The organism is Enterococcus sp. UD-01, assembly GCF_044909655.1.
In the GTDB taxonomy this organism is placed as follows: domain Bacteria; phylum Bacillota; class Bacilli; order Lactobacillales; family Enterococcaceae; genus Enterococcus_L.
The window spans coordinates 62,564-81,869 of record NZ_JBIYEU010000016.1 but is presented as its reverse complement, the minus strand read 5'-3'; the positions used below and the strand labels follow the sequence as shown (position 1 = coordinate 81,869).

General features: G+C 38.8%; 19 protein-coding genes. 7 read left to right on the top strand and 12 right to left on the bottom strand.

The window, feature by feature from the left end; translation table 11 throughout:
- Positions 1 to 69: 69 nt before the first annotated feature.
- The 3 genes from ABH902_RS12740 (at position 70) to ABH902_RS12730 (ending at position 3,580) form a co-directional block, all read left to right on the top strand.
- The gene (locus tag ABH902_RS12740; RefSeq protein WP_404591285.1) at positions 70 to 447 is read left to right on the top strand and encodes a LytTR family transcriptional regulator DNA-binding domain-containing protein; all 378 of its coding nucleotides are present in this window, start codon (positions 70 to 72) and stop codon (positions 445 to 447) included.
- A 658-nt stretch (positions 448 to 1,105) separates the two neighbouring features.
- Positions 1,106 to 1,729 carry a GHKL domain-containing protein gene (locus ABH902_RS12735; RefSeq protein WP_404591284.1) on the top strand — a complete coding sequence of 208 codons (624 nt, stop codon included), beginning with the start codon at positions 1,106 to 1,108 and terminating at the stop codon, positions 1,727 to 1,729.
- 381 nt (positions 1,730 to 2,110) lie between these two features.
- Complete coding sequence (locus ABH902_RS12730) at positions 2,111 to 3,580, top strand: peptide MFS transporter (RefSeq protein WP_404591282.1); 1,470 nt, start codon at positions 2,111 to 2,113, stop codon at positions 3,578 to 3,580.
- A gap of 81 nt (positions 3,581 to 3,661) precedes the next feature.
- Here the strand turns inward: ABH902_RS12730 and efp are convergent, their stop codons facing one another.
- The 3 genes from efp to fabF form a co-directional block, all read right to left on the bottom strand.
- A complete protein-coding gene (efp, locus tag ABH902_RS12725; RefSeq protein ID WP_404591280.1) occupies positions 3,662 to 4,225 on the bottom strand; it encodes an elongation factor P in 564 nt (187 codons plus the stop codon).
- 266 nt (positions 4,226 to 4,491) lie between these two features.
- Positions 4,492 to 4,926 carry a 3-hydroxyacyl-ACP dehydratase FabZ gene (gene fabZ / locus ABH902_RS12720; RefSeq protein WP_087640754.1) on the bottom strand — a complete coding sequence of 145 codons (435 nt, stop codon included), beginning with the start codon at positions 4,924 to 4,926 and terminating at the stop codon, positions 4,492 to 4,494.
- 1 nt (position 4,927) lies between these two features.
- On the bottom strand, positions 4,928 to 6,166 hold the full coding sequence (gene fabF / locus ABH902_RS12715; RefSeq protein WP_404591278.1) for a beta-ketoacyl-ACP synthase II: 1,239 nt from the start codon (positions 6,164 to 6,166) through the stop codon (positions 4,928 to 4,930).
- 296 nt (positions 6,167 to 6,462) lie between these two features.
- Between fabF and fabI the strand changes: the two genes are divergently transcribed.
- Positions 6,463 to 7,215 (top strand): enoyl-ACP reductase FabI, encoded by a 753-nt coding sequence (gene fabI / locus ABH902_RS12710; protein WP_404591276.1) that lies wholly within the window; start codon positions 6,463 to 6,465, stop codon positions 7,213 to 7,215.
- Between the two features lie 185 nt (positions 7,216 to 7,400).
- Here fabI and ABH902_RS12705 read toward each other — a convergent pair whose 3' ends face one another.
- The 3 genes from ABH902_RS12705 to ABH902_RS12695 all read right to left on the bottom strand — a co-directional run bounded on the left by ABH902_RS12705 (position 7,401) and on the right by ABH902_RS12695 (position 9,471).
- Positions 7,401 to 8,204: a helix-turn-helix domain-containing protein gene (locus ABH902_RS12705; RefSeq protein WP_404591293.1), complete on the bottom strand. Its 804-nt coding sequence runs from the start codon at positions 8,202 to 8,204 to the stop codon at positions 7,401 to 7,403.
- A 180-nt stretch (positions 8,205 to 8,384) separates the two neighbouring features.
- Complete coding sequence (locus ABH902_RS12700; protein ID WP_404591275.1) at positions 8,385 to 8,702, bottom strand: AzlD domain-containing protein; 318 nt, start codon at positions 8,700 to 8,702, stop codon at positions 8,385 to 8,387.
- On the bottom strand, positions 8,695 to 9,471 hold the full coding sequence (locus ABH902_RS12695) for an AzlC family ABC transporter permease (RefSeq protein WP_404591273.1): 777 nt from the start codon (positions 9,469 to 9,471) through the stop codon (positions 8,695 to 8,697). Before ABH902_RS12695 ends, ABH902_RS12700 begins: the two co-directional genes overlap by 8 nt.
- A gap of 240 nt (positions 9,472 to 9,711) precedes the next feature.
- Here ABH902_RS12695 and ABH902_RS12690 point away from each other — a divergent pair, with 240 nt between their 5' ends.
- Positions 9,712 to 10,875 (top strand): AbrB/MazE/SpoVT family DNA-binding domain-containing protein, encoded by a 1,164-nt coding sequence (locus tag ABH902_RS12690; RefSeq protein WP_404591271.1) that lies wholly within the window; start codon positions 9,712 to 9,714, stop codon positions 10,873 to 10,875.
- 51 nt (positions 10,876 to 10,926) lie between these two features.
- Here ABH902_RS12690 and ABH902_RS12685 read toward each other — a convergent pair whose 3' ends face one another.
- Genes ABH902_RS12685 through ABH902_RS12670 form a run of 4 tightly spaced genes read right to left on the bottom strand, consistent with a single transcriptional unit; the run spans position 10,927 to position 15,008 of the window.
- Entirely contained in the window at positions 10,927 to 12,573 is a 1,647-nt protein-coding gene (locus ABH902_RS12685; RefSeq protein WP_404591269.1) for an amino acid ABC transporter ATP-binding/permease protein, read from the bottom strand.
- Complete coding sequence (locus ABH902_RS12680) at positions 12,570 to 14,291, bottom strand: ABC transporter ATP-binding protein/permease (protein ID WP_404591267.1); 1,722 nt, start codon at positions 14,289 to 14,291, stop codon at positions 12,570 to 12,572. Before ABH902_RS12680 ends, ABH902_RS12685 begins: the two co-directional genes overlap by 4 nt.
- The gene (locus ABH902_RS12675; RefSeq protein WP_404591265.1) at positions 14,284 to 14,688 is read right to left on the bottom strand and encodes a YbaN family protein; all 405 of its coding nucleotides are present in this window, start codon (positions 14,686 to 14,688) and stop codon (positions 14,284 to 14,286) included. Before ABH902_RS12675 ends, ABH902_RS12680 begins: the two co-directional genes overlap by 8 nt.
- Positions 14,685 to 15,008: a nitrous oxide-stimulated promoter family protein gene (locus ABH902_RS12670; RefSeq protein ID WP_404591263.1), complete on the bottom strand. Its 324-nt coding sequence runs from the start codon at positions 15,006 to 15,008 to the stop codon at positions 14,685 to 14,687. The genes ABH902_RS12675 and ABH902_RS12670 overlap by 4 nt, the downstream gene beginning before the upstream one ends.
- A 689-nt stretch (positions 15,009 to 15,697) precedes the next feature.
- On the opposite strand from ABH902_RS12670, the gene ABH902_RS12665 reads away from it, so the two are divergent.
- Positions 15,698 to 16,366, top strand: coding sequence for a hypothetical protein (locus ABH902_RS12665; protein WP_404591261.1), 669 nt, complete (start codon positions 15,698 to 15,700; stop codon positions 16,364 to 16,366).
- On the top strand, positions 16,366 to 17,238 hold the full coding sequence (locus ABH902_RS12660) for a sce7725 family protein (RefSeq protein WP_404591259.1): 873 nt from the start codon (positions 16,366 to 16,368) through the stop codon (positions 17,236 to 17,238). Before ABH902_RS12665 ends, ABH902_RS12660 begins: the two co-directional genes overlap by 1 nt.
- 173 nt (positions 17,239 to 17,411) lie before the next feature.
- Here the strand turns inward: ABH902_RS12660 and ABH902_RS12655 are convergent, their stop codons facing one another.
- Together ABH902_RS12655 and ABH902_RS12650 are read right to left on the bottom strand one after the other, a co-directional pair.
- Entirely contained in the window at positions 17,412 to 18,191 is a 780-nt protein-coding gene (locus tag ABH902_RS12655) for a sulfite exporter TauE/SafE family protein (protein ID WP_404591292.1), read from the bottom strand.
- The gene (locus ABH902_RS12650) at positions 18,191 to 19,303 is read right to left on the bottom strand and encodes an SPASM domain-containing protein (RefSeq protein ID WP_404591258.1); all 1,113 of its coding nucleotides are present in this window, start codon (positions 19,301 to 19,303) and stop codon (positions 18,191 to 18,193) included. Before ABH902_RS12650 ends, ABH902_RS12655 begins: the two co-directional genes overlap by 1 nt.
- Positions 19,304 to 19,306: the final 3 nt, after the last annotated feature.

Here is a 19,306-nt window from a genome sequence, read left to right as displayed (position 1 = left end):
TAATTATGCTTTGCCATTAGAAAAACACCTCCAAATTTATTTTACTAAATTTGAGGTGCTCTTTTTTAATTGTATCTCATTATAGTGTCAGTTCCTAACAAAGAGGACTTTTTAATTGTACGTTCCGGAACTAATCAGTTTATTTTTCGATTTTCTGAAATTCATTATGTGGCTTCGCTAAAAACAAAGAAGAGACAGGTAATTGTAAAAACAACTAACCAAGAAATCGTTTGTGATGAAAAAATAATAACTTTAAAAAAAGAATTAAAACCTAATAATTTTTACAAAGATATGAAATCCTTTATTATTAACTTTGACTTTGTTTCTTCTTATAATTCTTTGGAAGGAACAATCACCTTTAGGGATCAGACTGAATTACCTTTTAGTAAAAAAGTAATTTCTAAATTTGGGAAGGCTATCATAGATTACAGGTCAGGAGGAGTTTAAGTCATTGCATATTTTATTCACTGTCCCTTCTATGTTGTATATTGATGGTCTGTTACTAATGTGGATTGTAGATTATCGCAATATATTTCAAAAGAAAGAATGCATATTTTTATCCATTTATTTAACTCTTGCTTTACTCATGAGTATTCTTTATCCTTACATATTAGATTGGTTCTTTTTATCGTTTGTTATTATTATTCGTTCCGTTATTATAGTGTATCGATATAATAACTTGTTAATACCCGTGGTTTCATTTTTGTGGAAATTTACGTTTTTGCTGTTTATTTGGTTATTAACGTATGATTTCCCACTTATCTTTTTTTCATTTAATTCGTTATCGTCCCTTCAAACGATATTTCTATTAGTCTTTGCTCAGCTTTTATTATTAGTACCTATATGTTTCTTGATTCGACATTTTATTAAATTATTTAACGTAGTAACTGTATTAAATAGTGTAAAAAAAAAGTATCGGTTATTTTCTATTCTTGTTATTGCATTTTATACCATTACTATCGTACTTTATTTACAATCTTTATATTCTAATTCCACATCTAGATTATTACTGAGCTTTCTTATTGTCTGCATTAGTGGTTTTCTTTTTAGTATTATTTTTTATTTTATTTCTAAAGATTACAAGCAATCTGAAGAATTTAAAATAATGGCACACTTACTTTCCCATAATACCCAACAATATGAATTAACATCTAATTTTATACATGATTATAATGGTATTCTTCTTAGTTTAAATGGCTACCTAGATAGTGGCGACTTAGAGGGAGCCAAAAAATATCTACATTCAATTGTTGACTATTCAGCAGATATATTAGGATCAAAATATTATTTAGAATTAACAAAAATTACAGTTACTCCTGTCATAGCTGTACTATCAACATTTTCGGAAAAAGCTACAAACCTTCAAATAGATATTGCTTTAACGGTGACTAGGCCATTATATTATGTCAACATGGATTTAATTGATTTTATTCGTTGTCTTAATATATTATTAAATAATGCATTTGAATCTGTTCAAGATCAACCTAATTCTTTTATTCAAGTGATTTTTGAGAATAATGAAAAATATTTATCTTTAATAATTAAAAATCCTGACACTTCTACAATACCTTTAGAAAAAATTATGAAAAAGGGCTTCTCAAGTAAATCAAATCATAGTGGAAAAGGTCTACATATTGTCTCCAAAATATGCAATAATTATAATAATGTACATTTTGCAATACATCGCATTAATGGAATCTTTACCACTACTTTAACTATCCATTATTAAAAATTTTCAGCCCCAACACCGATGTTGTTGGGGCTAGTCTCCTTAATTTTGAATAATAAAAAATGGACTGTTCGTCTTATATGTAATCTGTCTTTTGATCATCATTTATAAATAGTTAGAATCTAGAGAAAGCATTCAATCTTTCTATTGCTTTCAATAAAAACATCCTTTCTTTTATAATTACCATTTTTTTACATTTTTATCCCATTTTATTTACCATTGTTAAAAATAAATGAATAGATATACATATTTTTTTATGAACTAATCATTGAAATCTATCTATTTTAAAAGAGTAGCGGTTTAAAATACTGCTTATATGTCGTTTTAAAAGCGAAACAATTTCAAATTTTCTGAATATTAAAAAGAATTGAGGTTTTATTTATGGACGAGAAAAAGATGGACAAATCTTTCTTTGGCCAGCCAAGAGGATTGTCTACTCTCTTCTTTACTGAGATGTGGGAAAGATTCAGTTATTATGGTATGCGGGCGATTTTACTTTATTATATTTATGATACAGTCGCTAACGGCGGTTTAGGCTTAGCAAAAGAAACGGCTTTAGCAATCATGTCCATTTATGGTTCTTTAGTCTTTATGTCCAGCATCATCGGCGGCTGGATTTCCGATCGCATGTTAGGCTCAAGAAAAACAGTATTTTACGGTGGAGTCTTTATTATGGCCGGACATATTGTACTGGCGACGCCGTTCGGTGTAGGTGCATTGTTTATATCTATCTTCCTGATTGTCATCGGAACCGGGATGTTGAAACCAAATGTCTCTGGAATGATCGGGCACCTTTATTCTAAAACCGATCCCAGACGTGACGCCGGTTTTTCAATCTTTTATATGGGAATTAATATTGGTGCATTATTGGCGCCGTTTGTAGTGGGAACCTTAGGTCAAAATTATAATTACCATCTAGGTTTTTCTGTCGCTGCTTTCGGGATGTTTTTCGGTCTATTACAGTATTATTTACAAGGAAAAAAAGCGTTAGCGAATATTGGCTTAGCCCCAACAAATCCAATGGATAAAACGGAACAAAAGAAATTTACTCGCTCTTTATTCATTGCTTTAGCGGTCGCATTGATCTGGTTTGGCGGAGCATTCCTTTTAAATCAGTTAACAATTGACTTTTTCATTAATACCGTTAGTTTGGTAGGAATTTTACTGCCGGCTTATTACTTCATTAAAATGTTAACCTCAAAAGACGTAACAGCTGAAGAAAAACCAAGAGTCATGGGTTATATTCCATTATTTTTAGCAAGCATCGTCTTTTGGTCGCTGGAAGAACAAGGCTCTTCTATTTTAGCATTATTTGCAGATGAACGGACAAATAGAACCTTATTGGGCTTTAATATTGCGCCAAGCTGGTTCCAGTCATTGAATCCGATTTTTGTAGTTATTTTAACACCGATTTTTGTTGCGTTGTGGACACGTTTAGGTAAAAGACAGCCTTCCACAGTTGTAAAATTCTCATTAGGTTTAGTGTTTGCCGGACTTTCCTTTGTAATGTTGATGCTACCTGGTTTGTTATATGGAACCAGCGGTCGTGTAAGTCCACTATGGTTAATTGTGAGCTTTTTTGTGATGATCGTTGCGGAAATGTGTATCTCGCCGGTCGGCTTGTCCATTACGACAAAACTAGCACCTAAAGCCTTCGAAGCGCAAACGGTTGCGATTTGGTTGTTGGCGGATGCAGCTTCTCAAGCGATTAATGCGCAGATTGCGCGTTTTTATACACCGCAAACAGAGTCTGCTTATTTTGGTATCGTCGGTATCGTTGCTGTTGTGGCCGGCATCATCCTGCTTCTTTTCAAAAATCCAATCAAGAAATTAATGGGCTCTATTCATTGATTTCTACTATTAAACAAAACACGCACCAAAGCAATGTTGTTAAAGACAATTGCTTTGGTGCGTGTTTTTAGTGTAGCTTTTTTATTTTGAGGCACGTTTTAGGTAAGTACCTTCTTGTGTGTTGATTTCCAGCTGCTCGCCTGCTTCGATAAAATCAGGAACGTTAACCACTAAGCCTGTTTCCATAACGGCTGGTTTACCAGAGCCGGAAACGGTAGCGCCTTTAATAGAAGGCTGGGTTTCAGCGACTTCTAAAACAACCGTCGTTGGTAAAGTAACACCAATTACTTCTGAACCGTAAAATTGGATTTTTACTTCCATGTTTTCTAAAAGATATTTTAATTCTTCTTCGATCACTGAAGTTGGAATTTCGTATTGTTCGTATGTTTCTAAATCCATGAAGTTCGCTGTATCGTCTTGGCTGTACAAATATTGAACAGGTTTTGTTTCAATATAAGCTTTTTTTACTTTATCATCCGGACGCATCGTTGTATCAGTCGTAGCACCTGTACGTACGTCTTTTAATTTCATACGCATAACGGTATTGCCTTTACCTGGTTTGTGGTGGCTAGCTTCCATTACACGGATTAATTTACCGTCTTGCTCAAAGGTCATTCCTGCTTTAAGATCACTTACTGCTATCATTGTCGTAGCTCTCCTTCTTCTTTAAGATCTGCTGCTCTTTTTTCTAAATAGGCAAAAGAGTGCATCATAAAAAAAATCTTCTCAACCATTGTAGCAGATTCAGAGCTGATATTCTAGGGAATTACCGTTTCTCCGGAACTTTTTTGGATGGAGTGAGCTATTCTGACCCTTAATCCTGCAAAAGCGTATCTTCCGCTTCAAACGAAGCAAAAGACAGGCATCAGAAATTACCGCCTGTCCTGCCTTTTCCTTCATATTTTTATGCGTTATCTGCCGACAATAAAGGTTAATTCACATTCGCAGACTTTTTTATCTTCTACATAAGCAGTCGCTTTGCCAATACCTACATAATCTCTGATTTTGACGATTTCAAAATGCAATTTCAACACATCTCCCGGTACTACCTTTTGTCGGAATTTCGCCTTGTTGATGCCGCCAATATAAGCTGTTTCACCTTGGAACTGTTCCATTTTTAAAATCAAAATAGAGCCCACCTGCGCCAAGGCTTCAATAATCAGCACGCCCGGCATTGTTGGATTTCCCGGAAAATGACCTTGAAAAAATTCTTCATTGATTGTGACATTTTTGGTTGCGATAATTTTTTTCTCTGGAATAATTTCATCTACATAGTCAATAAAACAAATCGGATAGCGATTTGGGATCATTTCCATAATTTCTGTTGCATTCATAATTCTTGTCATCTTATTGTTCCTCCCATTTCTTCATACAAATTACACCGTTGTGGCCACCGAAGCCAAATGAATTACTAATCACATACTCCGCTTGAACCTCACGTGAGCCTTCTGTGATATAGTCCAGATCACAGTTTGGATCTGCTACTTGATAACCAGTTGTTGGATGTGCAATGCCTTCCTTAAGTGTCTGCACACAGGCAATTGCTTCAATCCCCCCAGCAGCGCCTAACAAGTGTCCTGTCATGCTTTTTGTGCTGGAAATCGGAATAGTATTTGCACGAGTACCAAAGACACGTTTAATCGCTTTAGTTTCAGCACTGTCATTGGCAGGCGTTGAGGTGCCGTGCGCGTTAATATAACCTACTTTGGCAGGATCAACAGCTCCTTCCGCTAAAGCAAGCTCAATCGCATCAGCAGCCCCGCTGCCGTTCTCTAAAGGTGCTGTCATGTGACTAGCATCACAGTTACTACCATAACCGACGATTTCGCCCAAAATAGTTGCTCCGCGTTTTTGCGCATGCTCCAGCTCTTCTAACAAAAGCATGCCGGCACCTTCACCCATAACAAAACCATGTCTTTCTTTATCAAAAGGAATAGACGCACGAGTAGGATCTTCTGTTGTATTCAGCGCATTTAATGCGGCAAAGCCGGCAATCCCGATTTCACAAATAGTTGCTTCCGTGCCGCCGGTAATCATAATATCAGCCAGGCCGTATTTGATTGTTCTAAAGGCTTCACCAATAGCATTAGTTGCGGATGCACAGGCAGTAACAATGGTTTGGGATGGCCCCTTTGCCCCTAATTTGATGGAAATATTGCCGGAAGCCATGTTGGCGATCACCATTGGTACAAAAAACGGCGTCACACGATTGGCTCCTTTTTTATCCATTACTCTGACTTGATCCTGCAGCGTAGTCATGCCGCCGATTCCACTGCCCACAATCACACCAAAGCGTTTTGGATCAATTGTTTCGTTTTCTAAACCGCTCATTTGCCACGCTTGTGTTGCAGCTGCAATCCCATACTGAGAAAAAAGATCCATGCGTTTTTGTTCCTTGCGCTCAAGTACGCCGCTGGGATCGAAATCCTTTACCTCACCAGCCAAGTGAACACCTGTACTTTCAGAATCGAATTTGGTGATTTTTCCAATTCCTATAGTGCCGTTGACAAGGTTTTGCCAATATTCTTTCACCGTATTTCCTAAAGGCGTAATCGCGCCCATACCTGTTATTACTACTCGTTTCATCGTGCACCTCCGTTATTATTTTGATCTTCAAATTAAAAAAAACTTGCTTAACCAATACCTTTTTGTTTAAAATTAAGTAAAATAGTTTGACTTTCAAAGTATTTTGGTTAATAATGCAGACATCGAGAAAATGTCTGTATGATGGTGATTATCAATTAGAGAACTGAATTATCATTCTCACACAGATCATACCAGTTGCATTTTTATCCGTCAACTTAATAAAACTGTCCTTTCATTTTTTATTAAGATTTGACCAATTATTCACACACTAAAATAATTCTAAAGGGGAATCACAGATGTTTTTACAAAATAAAAAAGTCGTCGTCATGGGTGTAGCAAACAAATGCAGTATTGCTTGGGGCTGTGCGAAAGCGCTGAAGGAGCAAGGCGCGCAAATTATTTATACGTATCAAAATGATCGAATGAAAAAGCAATTATTAAAATTAGCGGAGCCGACAGATTTACTTGTAGAGTGTGATGTTGCTTCTGATGAGTCCATTAAGGCCGCTTTTCAAACCATTAAAGACGAAGTAGCAACAATTGACGGATTAGTCCATGCTATCGCTTTTGCCAACAAGGAAGAATTAGACGGCAACGTCAGCGACATTAGTCGTTCTGGCTATTTGATGGCTCAGGACATCAGCAGCTATTCGCTATTGGCTGTGGCTCATCAGGCGAAACCGATCCTTAATCCCGGTGCCGGTATTGTCACGATGACTTATTTAGGCTCTGAGCGTGCGATTCCTAATTACAATATGATGGGTATTGCCAAAGCTTCTTTGGAAACAGCGGTTAAATATTTAGCTTATGAATTTGCAGCTGATAAAATTCGAGTGAATGGTATTTCCGCAGGTGCGATTAAAACCTTAGCCGTTACGGGCGTCAAAGATTATGATCAACTAATCAAGCTTTCTGAGGATCGTACACCAGATAAAACAGGCGTGACTATCGAAGAGGTTGGAAATACCTGTGCCTTTTTAGTCAGCGAGCTGGCTGCTGGCATTGTCGGCGATATTATCTATGTAGATAAAGGCGTTCATTTGACTTAACAAGAAACAAAAAAGTGCAGGACAAAACGAAGAAATAGCTTTGTCCTGCACTTTACTTATGAATAATCGGTAACCAAATTTCAGGCTCTTCGGCAATTGCATCAATTCCGTTCAATATAAAAAGCAGATTACCCATCCTTTACCCCAATTGTTCAAGCTTAACGACATTTGGTGCAACCTCTGTTCTATATTTCTTTTACATAAAGCAACGGTATTTGATCTGCTTGCTCGCGAATTTTTTCAGCAGCCTCTTCTTCATCCTCTAACGCTAATATTTCCGAAAATGATGCGCTGATTGGAATTTTTGCCTCAGCAAACAGGCCGGCATGCCAAATCCAATGAGCCACCTTTAATGAATCAGCACCTAAGAAATAACTCTGATCTTTGGTGATAATATCGATGAACGTCACAAAGCTGCCGCCAATTACAAAAGCATATTTGCCAAAGGACAGCTTGATTTCCTGAATATCACTTAACGGAAAAGAAGCAATTTGCTTTTCGATCGGCAGATTCACCAAAAATTTGAATTTTCCTGTTTGTTCAATCGTCACATTGGTCTTGCTAAAGCTGCATAAGCAATTCGCATTCCCCATAATTCTGGAAAAGGTCACCTGCGGCAAAATTTTATCTCCAATTTTGATAAAGGCTTTTACACGTTTTCCTTGTGCAAACATCGGTTGAACATCTTGCGTATAAACACTGTACAAAACGCCTGCATTCTTCACTGATCCATCCATCATACTTCCCTTACTTTCTGTTTTCCCCTCAAACAAATTTCTAAAGAAACCGGGCTTTTTATGCCCAAGCAAAACATCAACACTGACATTGAAATATTCGGAAAGACGGATGACGTTTTCTAGATCCGGCAGACTCTTGCCAAGCTCCCATTTAGAAATGGTTTGTCTGGAGAGATGCAGATAGTCAGCCAGCTCCTGTTGTGAAATTTGTTGCTGTTGGCGAAGTTTTTTAATTTGTGTTCCTACTTCCATTTTCACTATAAGACGCCCCTTTCTGTGAGTCCAGCTATTTTCTCGCACGGATTCATTGCTCCGTAAATAAGTTACTTTTTTCAAACGCAACCAAGCGTTGCACCTTGATTATAGCACGTTTTCTACACAAATAAAAAAAGACCCAGCATTACAAACAGGTCTTCATCTCTCCAATTTTTATTAAATCATCGACAATAAAAAAATTGCTAATAATCCCACAATAACAGATAATGCCATAGATTTCGTCTTATACGCGATCCCTAAAACAAGAGCCATTGCAATGATTTTTACATTCCACATTAAGTCCAAGTGCTCATGAGTAATAAAAACGTCTTTAAATGACAGCGCAGCAAACAACGCAACCGGTACGTATTTCATCCAGTCACTAAACCAAGTCGGAACTTTTCTTTTGGAAAAATACAGCATGGGAATTACCCGCGGAATATAAGAAACGACAAATAAACCTAAAACCAATAGGAATAAAGACCAGCTAGTCAATTTTTTGGGCCTCCTTTTCAGAAAACGGGAACAGTGGTGTATTCGGCTCGCCTGCTTTTTGCTTGTTTTTGACCCGTTGCTTTTTCAGGACACGTTCGCCAGCATAGCCGCATAATGAAGCTAAAACCGTTGCCACAATCAAGCCAAAGGTATTTTGAAACAGCAGCATAAATACAACTGCCAATACTCCGGAAAGAATACCGGTAAAAACCAGCACCCGATCCTTCATTTGCATGACGAACATAAAAATAAACATGGACGTCAAGGCAAAATGAACCGTTTCCGCATTTAAATGAATGACGGTTCCCAACATCGTGCCAACCACGTTGCTTCCCAACCAAGATAATAAGGAAAACCAATTGACATACAATGCTTTTTGTTTGTTCCACGTAGGATCCGTTGAATATTTTAAATAATTTACAGCATAATTTTCGTCATTCAAGGATTGAGAAAATAACGCAATAAACCCTCTTTTTTCTTTTTTCATAAACATTGACATACTTGAACTTAGCAAGGCATAGCGTAATTCAAGAAAAAAAGTCATCAGGATTGTCGATAAAATCGGCGCGTTGACACTTAACATCGAAGCCACTAAAAATTGGGCACCGCCGGAAAAGACAATCATGGAAATAAACGCTGTTAAAAACACATTGAAACCGACTTTTTGCAGCAGCACGCCACAAGCTAAACCAACGGGAATATAGCTTAAACACAGGGGCAAAACCGCATGCAGCGCCTCACGCCAAGCTATGTTTTTATCTCTTTTCATGTAGAACATTCCTCCGAGTTCAAAACCAAATAGACAGCGTACTCATTTTAACATATTCATTAAAAAAAACTAGCATTTTTCAAATGATAAAAATCTCATTTAAATAAACAAACGTAAATTTAGTTATTTTTTCCAAACTATTAAAACGGTTTGATTTATTTTGCGTTATAATGTTACTAACGCTATTATCGAACACTTATTTTTTCGATGTAGCATTGATTTTTTTTAAGGAGCTTACCCATGTCACATGAAAAAAATAAAATCTCACTGCCTCCAGCTGTTGTTGAACAATTGGAGCTTAAAACCGATACAAAGCTGCAGCTAAGCCTTTCCGGTCAAAAAATGATTATTGAGCCCTTACAGCAAAAGACTGAAACACAAACCGTTTCATTACGTTGGTTTCTGATTCCGTCCATCATTTCCAGTCTGATTTTCATCGCTTACTTTCATTTAAATGATTACAGTCAGATCATGATGACGGGCTCAAAATCGATTGCGAGCATGGTTATTTTGTTAGGTCTATTAAGCGGTATGTGCTCGTTTATTGTGTTTTTTATTCAAGCGAAAAAAAAGAAGATAACTAATTTGAAAGCTATCTATTGGCGGAATTTACCGACTATTTTGCTTTCTTTTACAGTTATCCTTGGTGTTTTGTTAGTTGGTTTTTTCTGGCTGGTCGGCATTGTCTTTGAAGGCGCCAGCTTTGATTTATTAACTGCCACGCTGATTTTTTTCCTGTTCACCAGTCTGGTTAATTATTTAATGATTTATTTTGCACTGGCGATTTCTCCTGCTTTAATCACTACGTTGCTTATTTCCATGATTGTCGGCGGAGTTTTGCTGGCCATGGCTACCAACAGTCAACTGCAGTGGTGGCAGAAAAATTTTAGTTTTTTAGGAACAAACGAAGCGAAGGACAGCTGGCAGTTTAATTTAACGTTGATGATTTCGGCGTTATTAATGATTGCTTTAGTTGATTATTTATTTGTTTTATTGCATCACTTATACCCTAAAAATCTCCGCTTAACGCTATTAAGAATTTTTTTAACCTTGACTGCGCTTGATTTAGGTGCGGTGGGCTTTTTCCCTAATAATGGTCATAGCAGAATGCATGAGCTGCATAATCAGGCCGCAAATTTACTGGTGTATATGATTATTTTATTGATTGTTGCTATTAAGTGGTTGCTGCCAAAGGTTACCAAGGAGTTTTTAAGTATTTCCTATTTAATCGGTGCAATTCTCTTTGTAGCAAATCTCTTATTTTCAGCGGTGGGTTATTTATCCTTAACTGCTTTTGAACTGATTGCATTTTTTCTGGCCTTCAGCTGGATCTTATTGTTGCTGCAGCATTTACAGAAATTAGCGGCGAATACAGGTACAGTCTATCCGGTTACTCTAGAATAAGCAACACCCGACTACTCGCATTTTTCTTCAAATCCGGGTAGTCGGGTTTATTTAGTTTCCGGCGTGTAAACGACCTTTTTCCAACAAATAACGCTGTTGCGCAATTGCCAACGTCGTATCCCGATGAGAAATCAGCAATACAGCTTTAGCCGCTGTTTCTTTCGTCAATGAGCTTAAAATAATCTGCTCGTTTAAATAGTCTAAATTACTCGTTGGCTCATCCAAAAGCAAAAAAGGCGCATCATGTAGAAAAAGCCGTGCTAAGCCCAGTCGTTGTCTTTCACCATCAGATACATTTCGGCTGGAGCTGTCGAGCATTGTTTCATAGCCGTCCGGCAATGATTGTATCCATTCATGCAGCGAAGCTTTTTTAGCGGCTTCTACTACCTCAGCTTGTGTAGCAGCTGGCTTACCCAATTTAATATTATTGCTGATTGTGTCTTCAAAAAGAAAGGTACTTTGCTCCATAACGCCCTCGATTCGGTGAATGGAAGCTTCTGTAAGCTCCTTTAAATTCGTTTGGTCAATGGTAAATGTACCAGCCTTTGGATCCCAATAGCGCATAAACAGCTTCACCAGCGTACTTTTTCCGTTGCCGCTTTGTCCACCGATCCCAATAATCTTGCCTTTTTCAACAGTAATAGATAGCGCTTCTAACAGCGGCTGCTCATTATATGCAAATGTCACATCCTGTGCTTTTCCTGTTTCAAAGGTATCTACCATTTCGTGACTCTCTGCAAAAGTGACGACCGGTTGCTCATTCGTTAATAAAAACAAGCGCTTGGCACTAGCTAGGGTCGTTAAAAGCGCGCTGCCTAAGCCGCTTAAAGCCAAGACAGAACCAAAAGCGCTCAAGCTTAAAACCGTACTGATTAAGACTGTTTCTGCTGCAAGCCCCAACTGAACACCTAATAAAAAGATGCTGACTGCTGTTAATAAGAGAATGATCTCACTCCAAATTTTCAACTTGCTTTCTTGTTCCAGACGGCGCTTATATTGCTTATTAAGCGCTTGTCCTGCCTGCCCCAGCTGACTCAATTGCTCCTGCGCTAAAGAATACTGCGCGATATCCTGCAGACCAGCAATATTTTCGATAACCTTTTGGTTCAACACAACAAACGCTTCTTGAAAATCATCCCCTACTCTGCGGCTGCTGTAGTAGCCTTTTAGGGGAATAACCACGCCAACCAAAAGCTGCCCGACAAGCAACACCACCGCCAAGCCGGCATGATACTGCCACAAATAGCTAATCGTAGCGATACTCGTTCCAAGAGCTATCAGCACGGGTGAAATCGTATGAGCAAAAAAGACCTCCAGCGCTTCTACATCTGTAGTGATGGCCGTTACGAGATCGCCGCTCTTTTTTCCAGCTAATTTAGCCGGACCTAAAGCACGTACCGCAGCAAAGATATACTCGCGAATATCCGCCAATAAATGAAAGGCAATCTCATGATTTAAATACTGCTCGCCGTATCTGGCAACTCCTCGTATCACACCTAACATCAGCATCCACAGCAAGGCTTGTCCCGGCGCACTTGCTTGACCATAATATAGCTCCAAGCCTGTTTGAAGACCAATAATGGGAATAGCTACCACGGCTAAATTACTAATGATCCCTAAACAAACTGCCAAAATCACTTTTAATTTCACATGGCTGACAAATGTTAGTAGCCAACGAATCACTTTTGCTTCTCTCAATTTTCGCTACCTCCATTCAGTAATGCCTGCTCTTCCACAAAATAATTTTTAAAGTAACCGGCCGTTCGCTGCAGTTCTTTTGGCGCACCGGCTTCTACCAGTCGTCCATCCTCAAAAACGAATACCTGATCCGCCTTCAAAACATTGTATAAACGATGAGAAATAAACAGAACGAGCGTTGTTTGTGCTAATTCCTGTAAACAGCGAAGAATCGCTTCTTCACTTTCCAGATCAATACCGGAAGTAATTTCGTCAAAAATATAAACCTCTGCTCCACGCAGCAGCGCTCTTGCTAAAAGCAAGCGCTGGCGCTGACCACCGGAAAGATTTCCGCCGTTTTCAGTCAAAGGCTCTTGCAGCTGATTGGGCAGAGCCGCAACAAAATCACTTAATTGAACCTTTGCCAAAGCCTGCCACAGCTCTTGCTCAGAAGCCGCTGCATTGCCTAACAAAAGATTTTCTTCAATCGTTGTTGGAAATAAAAACCCATGATTATCCACAAGCAGTGCCTTTTCTTGAATCGTTGTTTGTGATAATGTCTGTAGCTCTTGCTCGTTCCAGTATATTTTCCCCGTAAAATTAGTCAGCTGATGAGCTAATAAACGAACGAGGGTACTTTTTCCAGAGCCGGATTTCCCTACAAGAGCTGTGAATTGTCCTTGTTTTACTTCCAGAGAAATGTCCGTCAATACCGGCTTCTTCGTTTCCTCATAATGAAAAGTCACTTGCTCAATAGTGATTTTTTCTAAAGGCGCAGTTAAGGTAGCGGAACCAAATGCCGGCTCTTCCAACTCCAAATAGGTAAAGAGCTTTTTACAGGCGCTAATGCCATTCATTGCCACATGAAATAAGGAGCCTAGCTGGCGCATGGGAATAAAAAATTCAGCACTCAACAAAAGAAACATCAGCAAACCAACAAATGAAACGGCCTGCTGCTGATAGGAAAATAAGGCTAAGCCAATGCCTAACGCCGCGCCACAATAAGAAACAATATCCATAACCGTAATAGAATTCAGCTGCATTGACAGCAGGCTCATCGTTACTTTTCTAAAACGCTGCGCATCAGCTGCCGCTTCTTTTTGTTTTCGTTCATCCTGATCAAAAGCTTTTAAGGTGCTCAAGCCGCTTAGATTTTCATGAAATTTTGCCCCTAAATCGGTATACTGCGTCCAGTACCCGCTTAAAATTCGTTTAGCAATTTTCATTACACTCATAATGACAAGCGGGATGAGCGGCATACAAATGAGAAGAACCACTGCCGGACGCCAAGCAAAGCCTACAAGTGTGCCAAATATTAGCAATGAAGCAAATAAACAATAAAATAATTGCGGTAAAAAACGAGCATAGTAAATTTCTAATTGTTCAATGCCGTCCACAGAAAGCTGGGCTAAAGTGGCAGAAGAAAGCTGCTGCTGATTTTTCCCTAAACGAAAGGCTTTTTCCATCACTGAATTTCTCATGGCTAGACGTAACTCGGCAGAAGCCTGATAGGTTAGTTTTTCCAGCCAATGCGTTAAGAGGATTTTCAAGCCAAGTGTGCTTAACACCGCTCCCAACAGTTGCAAACTAGCTATGCTTCCTGATTGTAAATAATTATCCAACTGGTAAGCAATCGTCAGCCACATCATGATGGACAGACAGAGATATAAAAGACGAGCAAGTACTATTTTAAAGAGATTTTTCTTTTCAGTTAATTGAAATAATCGTGCATCAATCATTCGTTTCACCCAGATTAGTCTCTTGTTTTGTTGCATTAGCCTTTCCTTTTAAATACCAGGTTAGTCCGATCACATGCGCAAGATAAACCACTGTTAATGACAAGCGCATAATGACATTATTGACTAGCAAACCGGGAATTAAGAAAATTATCAGCATGATGAAAAATAGCCGCAGCATCCCTTTTGTCGTCATTTCCTTGTTCAGCAGCGCCTCTTTAACATACTTTTGATAATGAGCTGATTGAATAAATTTTTGATATAGCTTTTCTGAACTCCTCAGCCAGAAAAAGCCCGTAAGTAAATAAAAAACAGTCGTCGGTAAAAATGGCAGAAAAATCCCAATCGTGCCCAATACCAACGTTATTGAGCCGCATAAAATAAACAACCCTTTTTTCATTTTGTCACTCTCCTTGTCCACCCGCGATACGCGTGTCGTATTGTTAAATAGGGATGTTTAAATAACATCCTTGGTCCTGAATAGCGCATAATCTTTTTCATTTGAGCACGATATTTTGGTTGATAGCAATGAATCGGGCAACGCTGACAGGTGGTCTTTTCTTCCCCAAAACGGCAAAATTCTAACCGCTTTTGAGCATATTGCAGCATCCTGTCCTCGGAAATATCCGCCTGATTTACCTTTTGATAATACAAACGAATCATCACTTCTATCATTTTAATCTCTTCCATAATGACCGGCCCACAATTCCGTTCCCTCAAGAAAACACCTCCAAATTTAAAAGCGGAATGAGCTTGCCCGACTCCGACTGGAAAATAGGAAAAGATGATTGTGACGCTTTTTGTCACAAACAGCTTTTATCTTTTTCCCGAGGAGTCAGCTCATGCAGCTGGATAACTAATGAAAAGGTTCAACACTTTCTTACGAAAGTCTTGTACTGTTCATCATCAGCTCAATTCTTTCACTGTGATTCTCAGCAAGTCTTATACTGTTCATCATCAGTTCAATTTCATTTCACTGTGATTCTCAGCAAGTCTTGTACCGTTCTACATCAGTTTATTTTTTTCACTATGCTTCTCAGCAAGATCTTTTTGTTCAGTATAACACAAGCATCTCCAATTGAGAATGATTATCAAATAGAGTAATCAGTAAAACAAAGGGAATTTCTCCTAAATGGCTTCCTTACTATGCTTTTCGTATAAGATAAACTGCGATTATAGTCGGCAACCGAAAGATTAAAGCCAGTACCTTCATAAATGCTATTGGTGGAATTAATATCAACCTCAACACTCATGAGGAGAAGCGAACATGTTGCAGTCTATTCGTCAAAAGGAAAAATAAAATCCCTTGCCAATTATAAAATCGTTAGTTTTTATTTAACTTCTTAAAAAAGCCTTCCAAAAAACGAACGTATGTTTTATAGTAGTAGAAAACATAAAAGGAGCTTGTCATGAAAACGTCGTTAACTGTGCAAATGGAAGAAACGCTTTATTATTATTGCCGTAATAATGGTGACATCGTCGTTGAAGAGGTGACCATGCCGGAAGATCAGGGAATCGTGGATACTTTGGCTTGTCGTTTGGTGGATAATCAATTTGAATGGCGCTGCTATGAATTAAAAGTTAGTAAAGCGGATTTTCGTTCAAAAGCTAAGCTTTCCTTTATTGGCAATTATAATTATTTTGTCCTGCCAACGGCTCTTTTTGAAAAGGTTAAGACTGAAATCCCTACAACGATCGGCGTTTTAGTGTATCATGAATATCTTTCAAGCGAAGAGCAGCAACTACCGGGCTATTTCACAGTGGAAAAAAAGCCGCAGCGACAAGATTTACTCGTGAATGAGCAGGCTTTATTATTTCGTTTGATTGCTTCACAAGCCAGAGAAGTGGGAAAAGCCAAGCAGACAGCACGCGGGTTACGCGTTTTTTCAACCAATCAGCTTTACAAGGAACTAAAAAAGAGACAGCCGGAATATGATTTGTTCGGCGGTGGCGTGAATTATTATGATCGTTTTTCAGAGGATATCAGCAATCAAGCGGTTGAAGCGTTAAAAGAGGAACTGGCGGCTACTCGTGAGGCTTATTTTGCCTTGGAACAACGTTTATTGGAGGAATCGTAATGTACTATCCTTATTTTCGCGGCAAGCAGTTTGATCTATTTGCATTAACTGCTCTTTTAGAAGCCGACCGCTTGTCTCCTCAGGTTCAGCCGATCATCGAACCGGTTAAACAATCCAAAGCATTACTCAAGTTTTTAGCTACTGCCCAAACAAAAGCTCAGCCCTTTTATCTCATTCAAAATCCGCAGGCTGGTGAGTTTTTAACTGCCACAGGTGCTGAGATTCTGACTGCCCTAGATGCGAAAAAAGCTTTAATTCTTGATCAACCGCTTGAAACATTCACACAGACTGCTTCACTATGGATTATTCAACAAGCCGCTCCTGTCTTAGAGAGTGATTGGCAAATGAACCAATCTAAGGTTTTGATTCCGGAAGAATTTCGATTGCTGCAAAAAGTGACAGGTGAAAAAATTCTTTCTCAAGACGTCTTTACACGCTTACCGAAAGCTGAATATTATGCGGAATGTCCTGACGAGCTATTTTCTACCGCTCATTTGACATTTCAAAAAAGAGGCTTTGTTGGCTTTAGTGATTTCTCCATTGATAGTCGGCTTTATTATGAGCACGGTTATCCGGCTAAATGCTTAAGCCTGCATCTAGTCTATTTTGACGCCGAGCAGCTGCGGATTCATCATTTTTTATCCAGTGAAGAAGCACCTACTCAAAAAGACAAATTTTTTGAATTAATGACAGATGTTCAGGACTGGCTAACTTCCGGACAGCTGCCGCAAACATTAGGCTTGGAGCTGCTTTTGAATGCATACACAGCAGGAAAGTTTCCCGGCATGGGCGTGATGCGTAAAGCAGCTGTCATGCATCATCTTGAATTAATGTCTGTTTATTTAGAAAAAAAGAAAATAAAAAAAACGTAAGTGGGCGGGACAAAACTAAAAAACAGTTTTGTCCCGCCCACTACTTACGAATAAACAATAGCCAGAAGTCAAGTTCTTCGGCAATTTCATAAAATCCGATCAATATAAAAAGCATATTGGTCGTCTTTTACTCCAATTGCTCGAACCTAAACAACTTTTGGCCATCCTCTTTTTTAAAACAAAATTTTCCAGCCGTTATACAAGTTAATCATTAATACCAGAAATACGACACCTTGAAAGACAAGTGCAACTTTCTTTTCAGTTAATAGATTACTTAATTGCGCTCCAAATAACCCGCCAATGACTGCCGCCGGTATGATCGCCAACAGCATAGATAAATCATAGCGTTCAAATCCAGTCATGGTCGCAATCGTTACTAGCTTGGCCAATTGGGAACAAAAAATAATACAAATAGAATACACAGTAGCGTCCTTGATTGGAAAAGAAAACAGCAGCATTAATAATGCTACATTGATCGGTCCACCGCCTATTCCCAACAGACTCGCCAAAAAGCCCAAAGTCATGCCGCAAAGCAAATAAGCATAAACAGTCGTAAACATATATGTTTTGAATTCATATTTAACAAATAAAAAGGCAAAGATCAACGTTGCAATGGTTAATGCAATTTGAAGCAGCTGAACGTAAAAGGCTTCGCTAAAAAAAGCAAGCAAACGTTCAAAGGTAACATTTCCCAAAATGCCGCCTAAAACTGATCCTGCCGACAGCCAGCCGACAATTTTCCAATCAAATTTGGTACCCAATTTTAATTGTCGCGTGGTTGAAACTACCGACATGGTAAAAACGGCAACAGTGGAATAAAACGAAATCGCTTCAACTGAATGCGCGCCAATTAAATCAAAAATTGGTTTAATCAACACACCGCCGCCCATACCGGAAACCGCGCCAATTGTATTGGCAAAAATAATCACACAAAAATAAAGAACTGCAATAATCAACCACTCACCTCCTGAATCAGAGTGACTATTTCTTCTGTTTTCGGAATAAATTCCTTTAAAACCTGCTGATAACCGCAATAGCCTTGATTATCAACGTACATCGCATCCTGCATGCGCTTGCAGCCGCCGTTACACATTGCTTTAAACGGACAAGTTTCACAAGTATCCGGCAGACTTTTTCTGGAGCAAAGAAATAGCTTGGAAAGATCCTGTTCGAATAATTCTTTTAAGGTTTGCTCTTGAATATTCCCTAAACAATACTCATCCAGCACGTAAAAATCACAGGGATAGACACTGCCGTTTGCTTCAATGACATACTGCACCTGACAGTTACCCAGAATTCCGCAGGCACTGACTTGACGGCGCACTAGCAAGTTCAGTAAATCATCAAACAGCTTGACACTCATATATTGTCCCTGCCGCAAATCCTGCAGCCAAAGCTGTAAGAGCTGATGATAAAAGCTGGCAAACCGCTTCGGAGTTAAGGAATATTTATTTTTTTTCACAGCGCCTAAATCGTCTAAGCAAGGAATAAATTGAACATATTGAATCTGTTGCTTTTTCAAAAATTGGTAAACCTTTTTTGCTTCTTTCGCTAACGGATTCGTCAATACACAAAGTACGTTATATTCAATACCATATTCATCGAAAAGTTGCTTGGTTTGCAGGACCCGCTGAAAGGTCCCGCGCCCTTTTGCATCCAGCCGATTCAGGTCATGATACAGTGGATGTCCATCGATGGATAAGCCTACTAGAAAATCATGTTCCTTTAAAAAGGCGCACCAACGGTCATTAATAACAATTCCGTTGGTTTGCATAGCGTAATGCACATGAACCTTTTTCTCTTGCTTAGCAACTAAGGAAACCAGCGATTGAAAGTAGCCTAATCCAGCTAAAGTCGGTTCTCCGCCTTGAAAAGCCAGTGTTAAATGATCGCCGTCGTCTAAATCAGCGAAAATATTTGTAATCATTTTTTCCGTCACAGCAGGTTTCATTTTGCCAAAGGACTTGACATCGCGATGAGAGCTGACATCCGCATAAAAGCAATATTTACAACGAATATTACATAATGAAGATGCCGGCTTGACTAGAACTGAGATATGTTTCATTAA

What these genes read in the sequence shown, in the direction of transcription:
- ABH902_RS12660 (WP_404591259.1), top strand. Translation starts at nt 16,366, where the DNA reads ATGTACTATCCTTATTTTCGCGGCAAGCAGTTTGATCTATTTGCATTA.
- ABH902_RS12690 (WP_404591271.1), top strand. Translation starts at nt 9,712, where the DNA reads ATGTCACATGAAAAAAATAAAATCTCACTGCCTCCAGCTGTTGTTGAA.
- ABH902_RS12665 (WP_404591261.1), top strand. Translation starts at nt 15,698, where the DNA reads ATGAAAACGTCGTTAACTGTGCAAATGGAAGAAACGCTTTATTATTAT.
- ABH902_RS12730 (WP_404591282.1), top strand. Translation starts at nt 2,111, where the DNA reads ATGGACGAGAAAAAGATGGACAAATCTTTCTTTGGCCAGCCAAGAGGA.
- efp (WP_404591280.1), bottom strand. Translation starts at nt 4,225, where the DNA reads ATGATAGCAGTAAGTGATCTTAAAGCAGGAATGACCTTTGAGCAAGAC.
- fabZ (WP_087640754.1), bottom strand. Translation starts at nt 4,926, where the DNA reads ATGACAAGAATTATGAATGCAACAGAAATTATGGAAATGATCCCAAAT.
- ABH902_RS12735 (WP_404591284.1), top strand. Translation starts at nt 1,106, where the DNA reads ATGGCACACTTACTTTCCCATAATACCCAACAATATGAATTAACATCT.
- ABH902_RS12705 (WP_404591293.1), bottom strand. Translation starts at nt 8,204, where the DNA reads ATGGAAGTAGGAACACAAATTAAAAAACTTCGCCAACAGCAACAAATT.
- fabF (WP_404591278.1), bottom strand. Translation starts at nt 6,166, where the DNA reads ATGAAACGAGTAGTAATAACAGGTATGGGCGCGATTACGCCTTTAGGA.
- ABH902_RS12650 (WP_404591258.1), bottom strand. Translation starts at nt 19,303, where the DNA reads ATGAAACATATCTCAGTTCTAGTCAAGCCGGCATCTTCATTATGTAAT.
- ABH902_RS12695 (WP_404591273.1), bottom strand. Translation starts at nt 9,471, where the DNA reads ATGAAAAGAGATAAAAACATAGCTTGGCGTGAGGCGCTGCATGCGGTT.
- ABH902_RS12680 (WP_404591267.1), bottom strand. Translation starts at nt 14,291, where the DNA reads ATGATTGATGCACGATTATTTCAATTAACTGAAAAGAAAAATCTCTTT.
- ABH902_RS12675 (WP_404591265.1), bottom strand. Translation starts at nt 14,688, where the DNA reads ATGAAAAAAGGGTTGTTTATTTTATGCGGCTCAATAACGTTGGTATTG.
- fabI (WP_404591276.1), top strand. Translation starts at nt 6,463, where the DNA reads ATGTTTTTACAAAATAAAAAAGTCGTCGTCATGGGTGTAGCAAACAAA.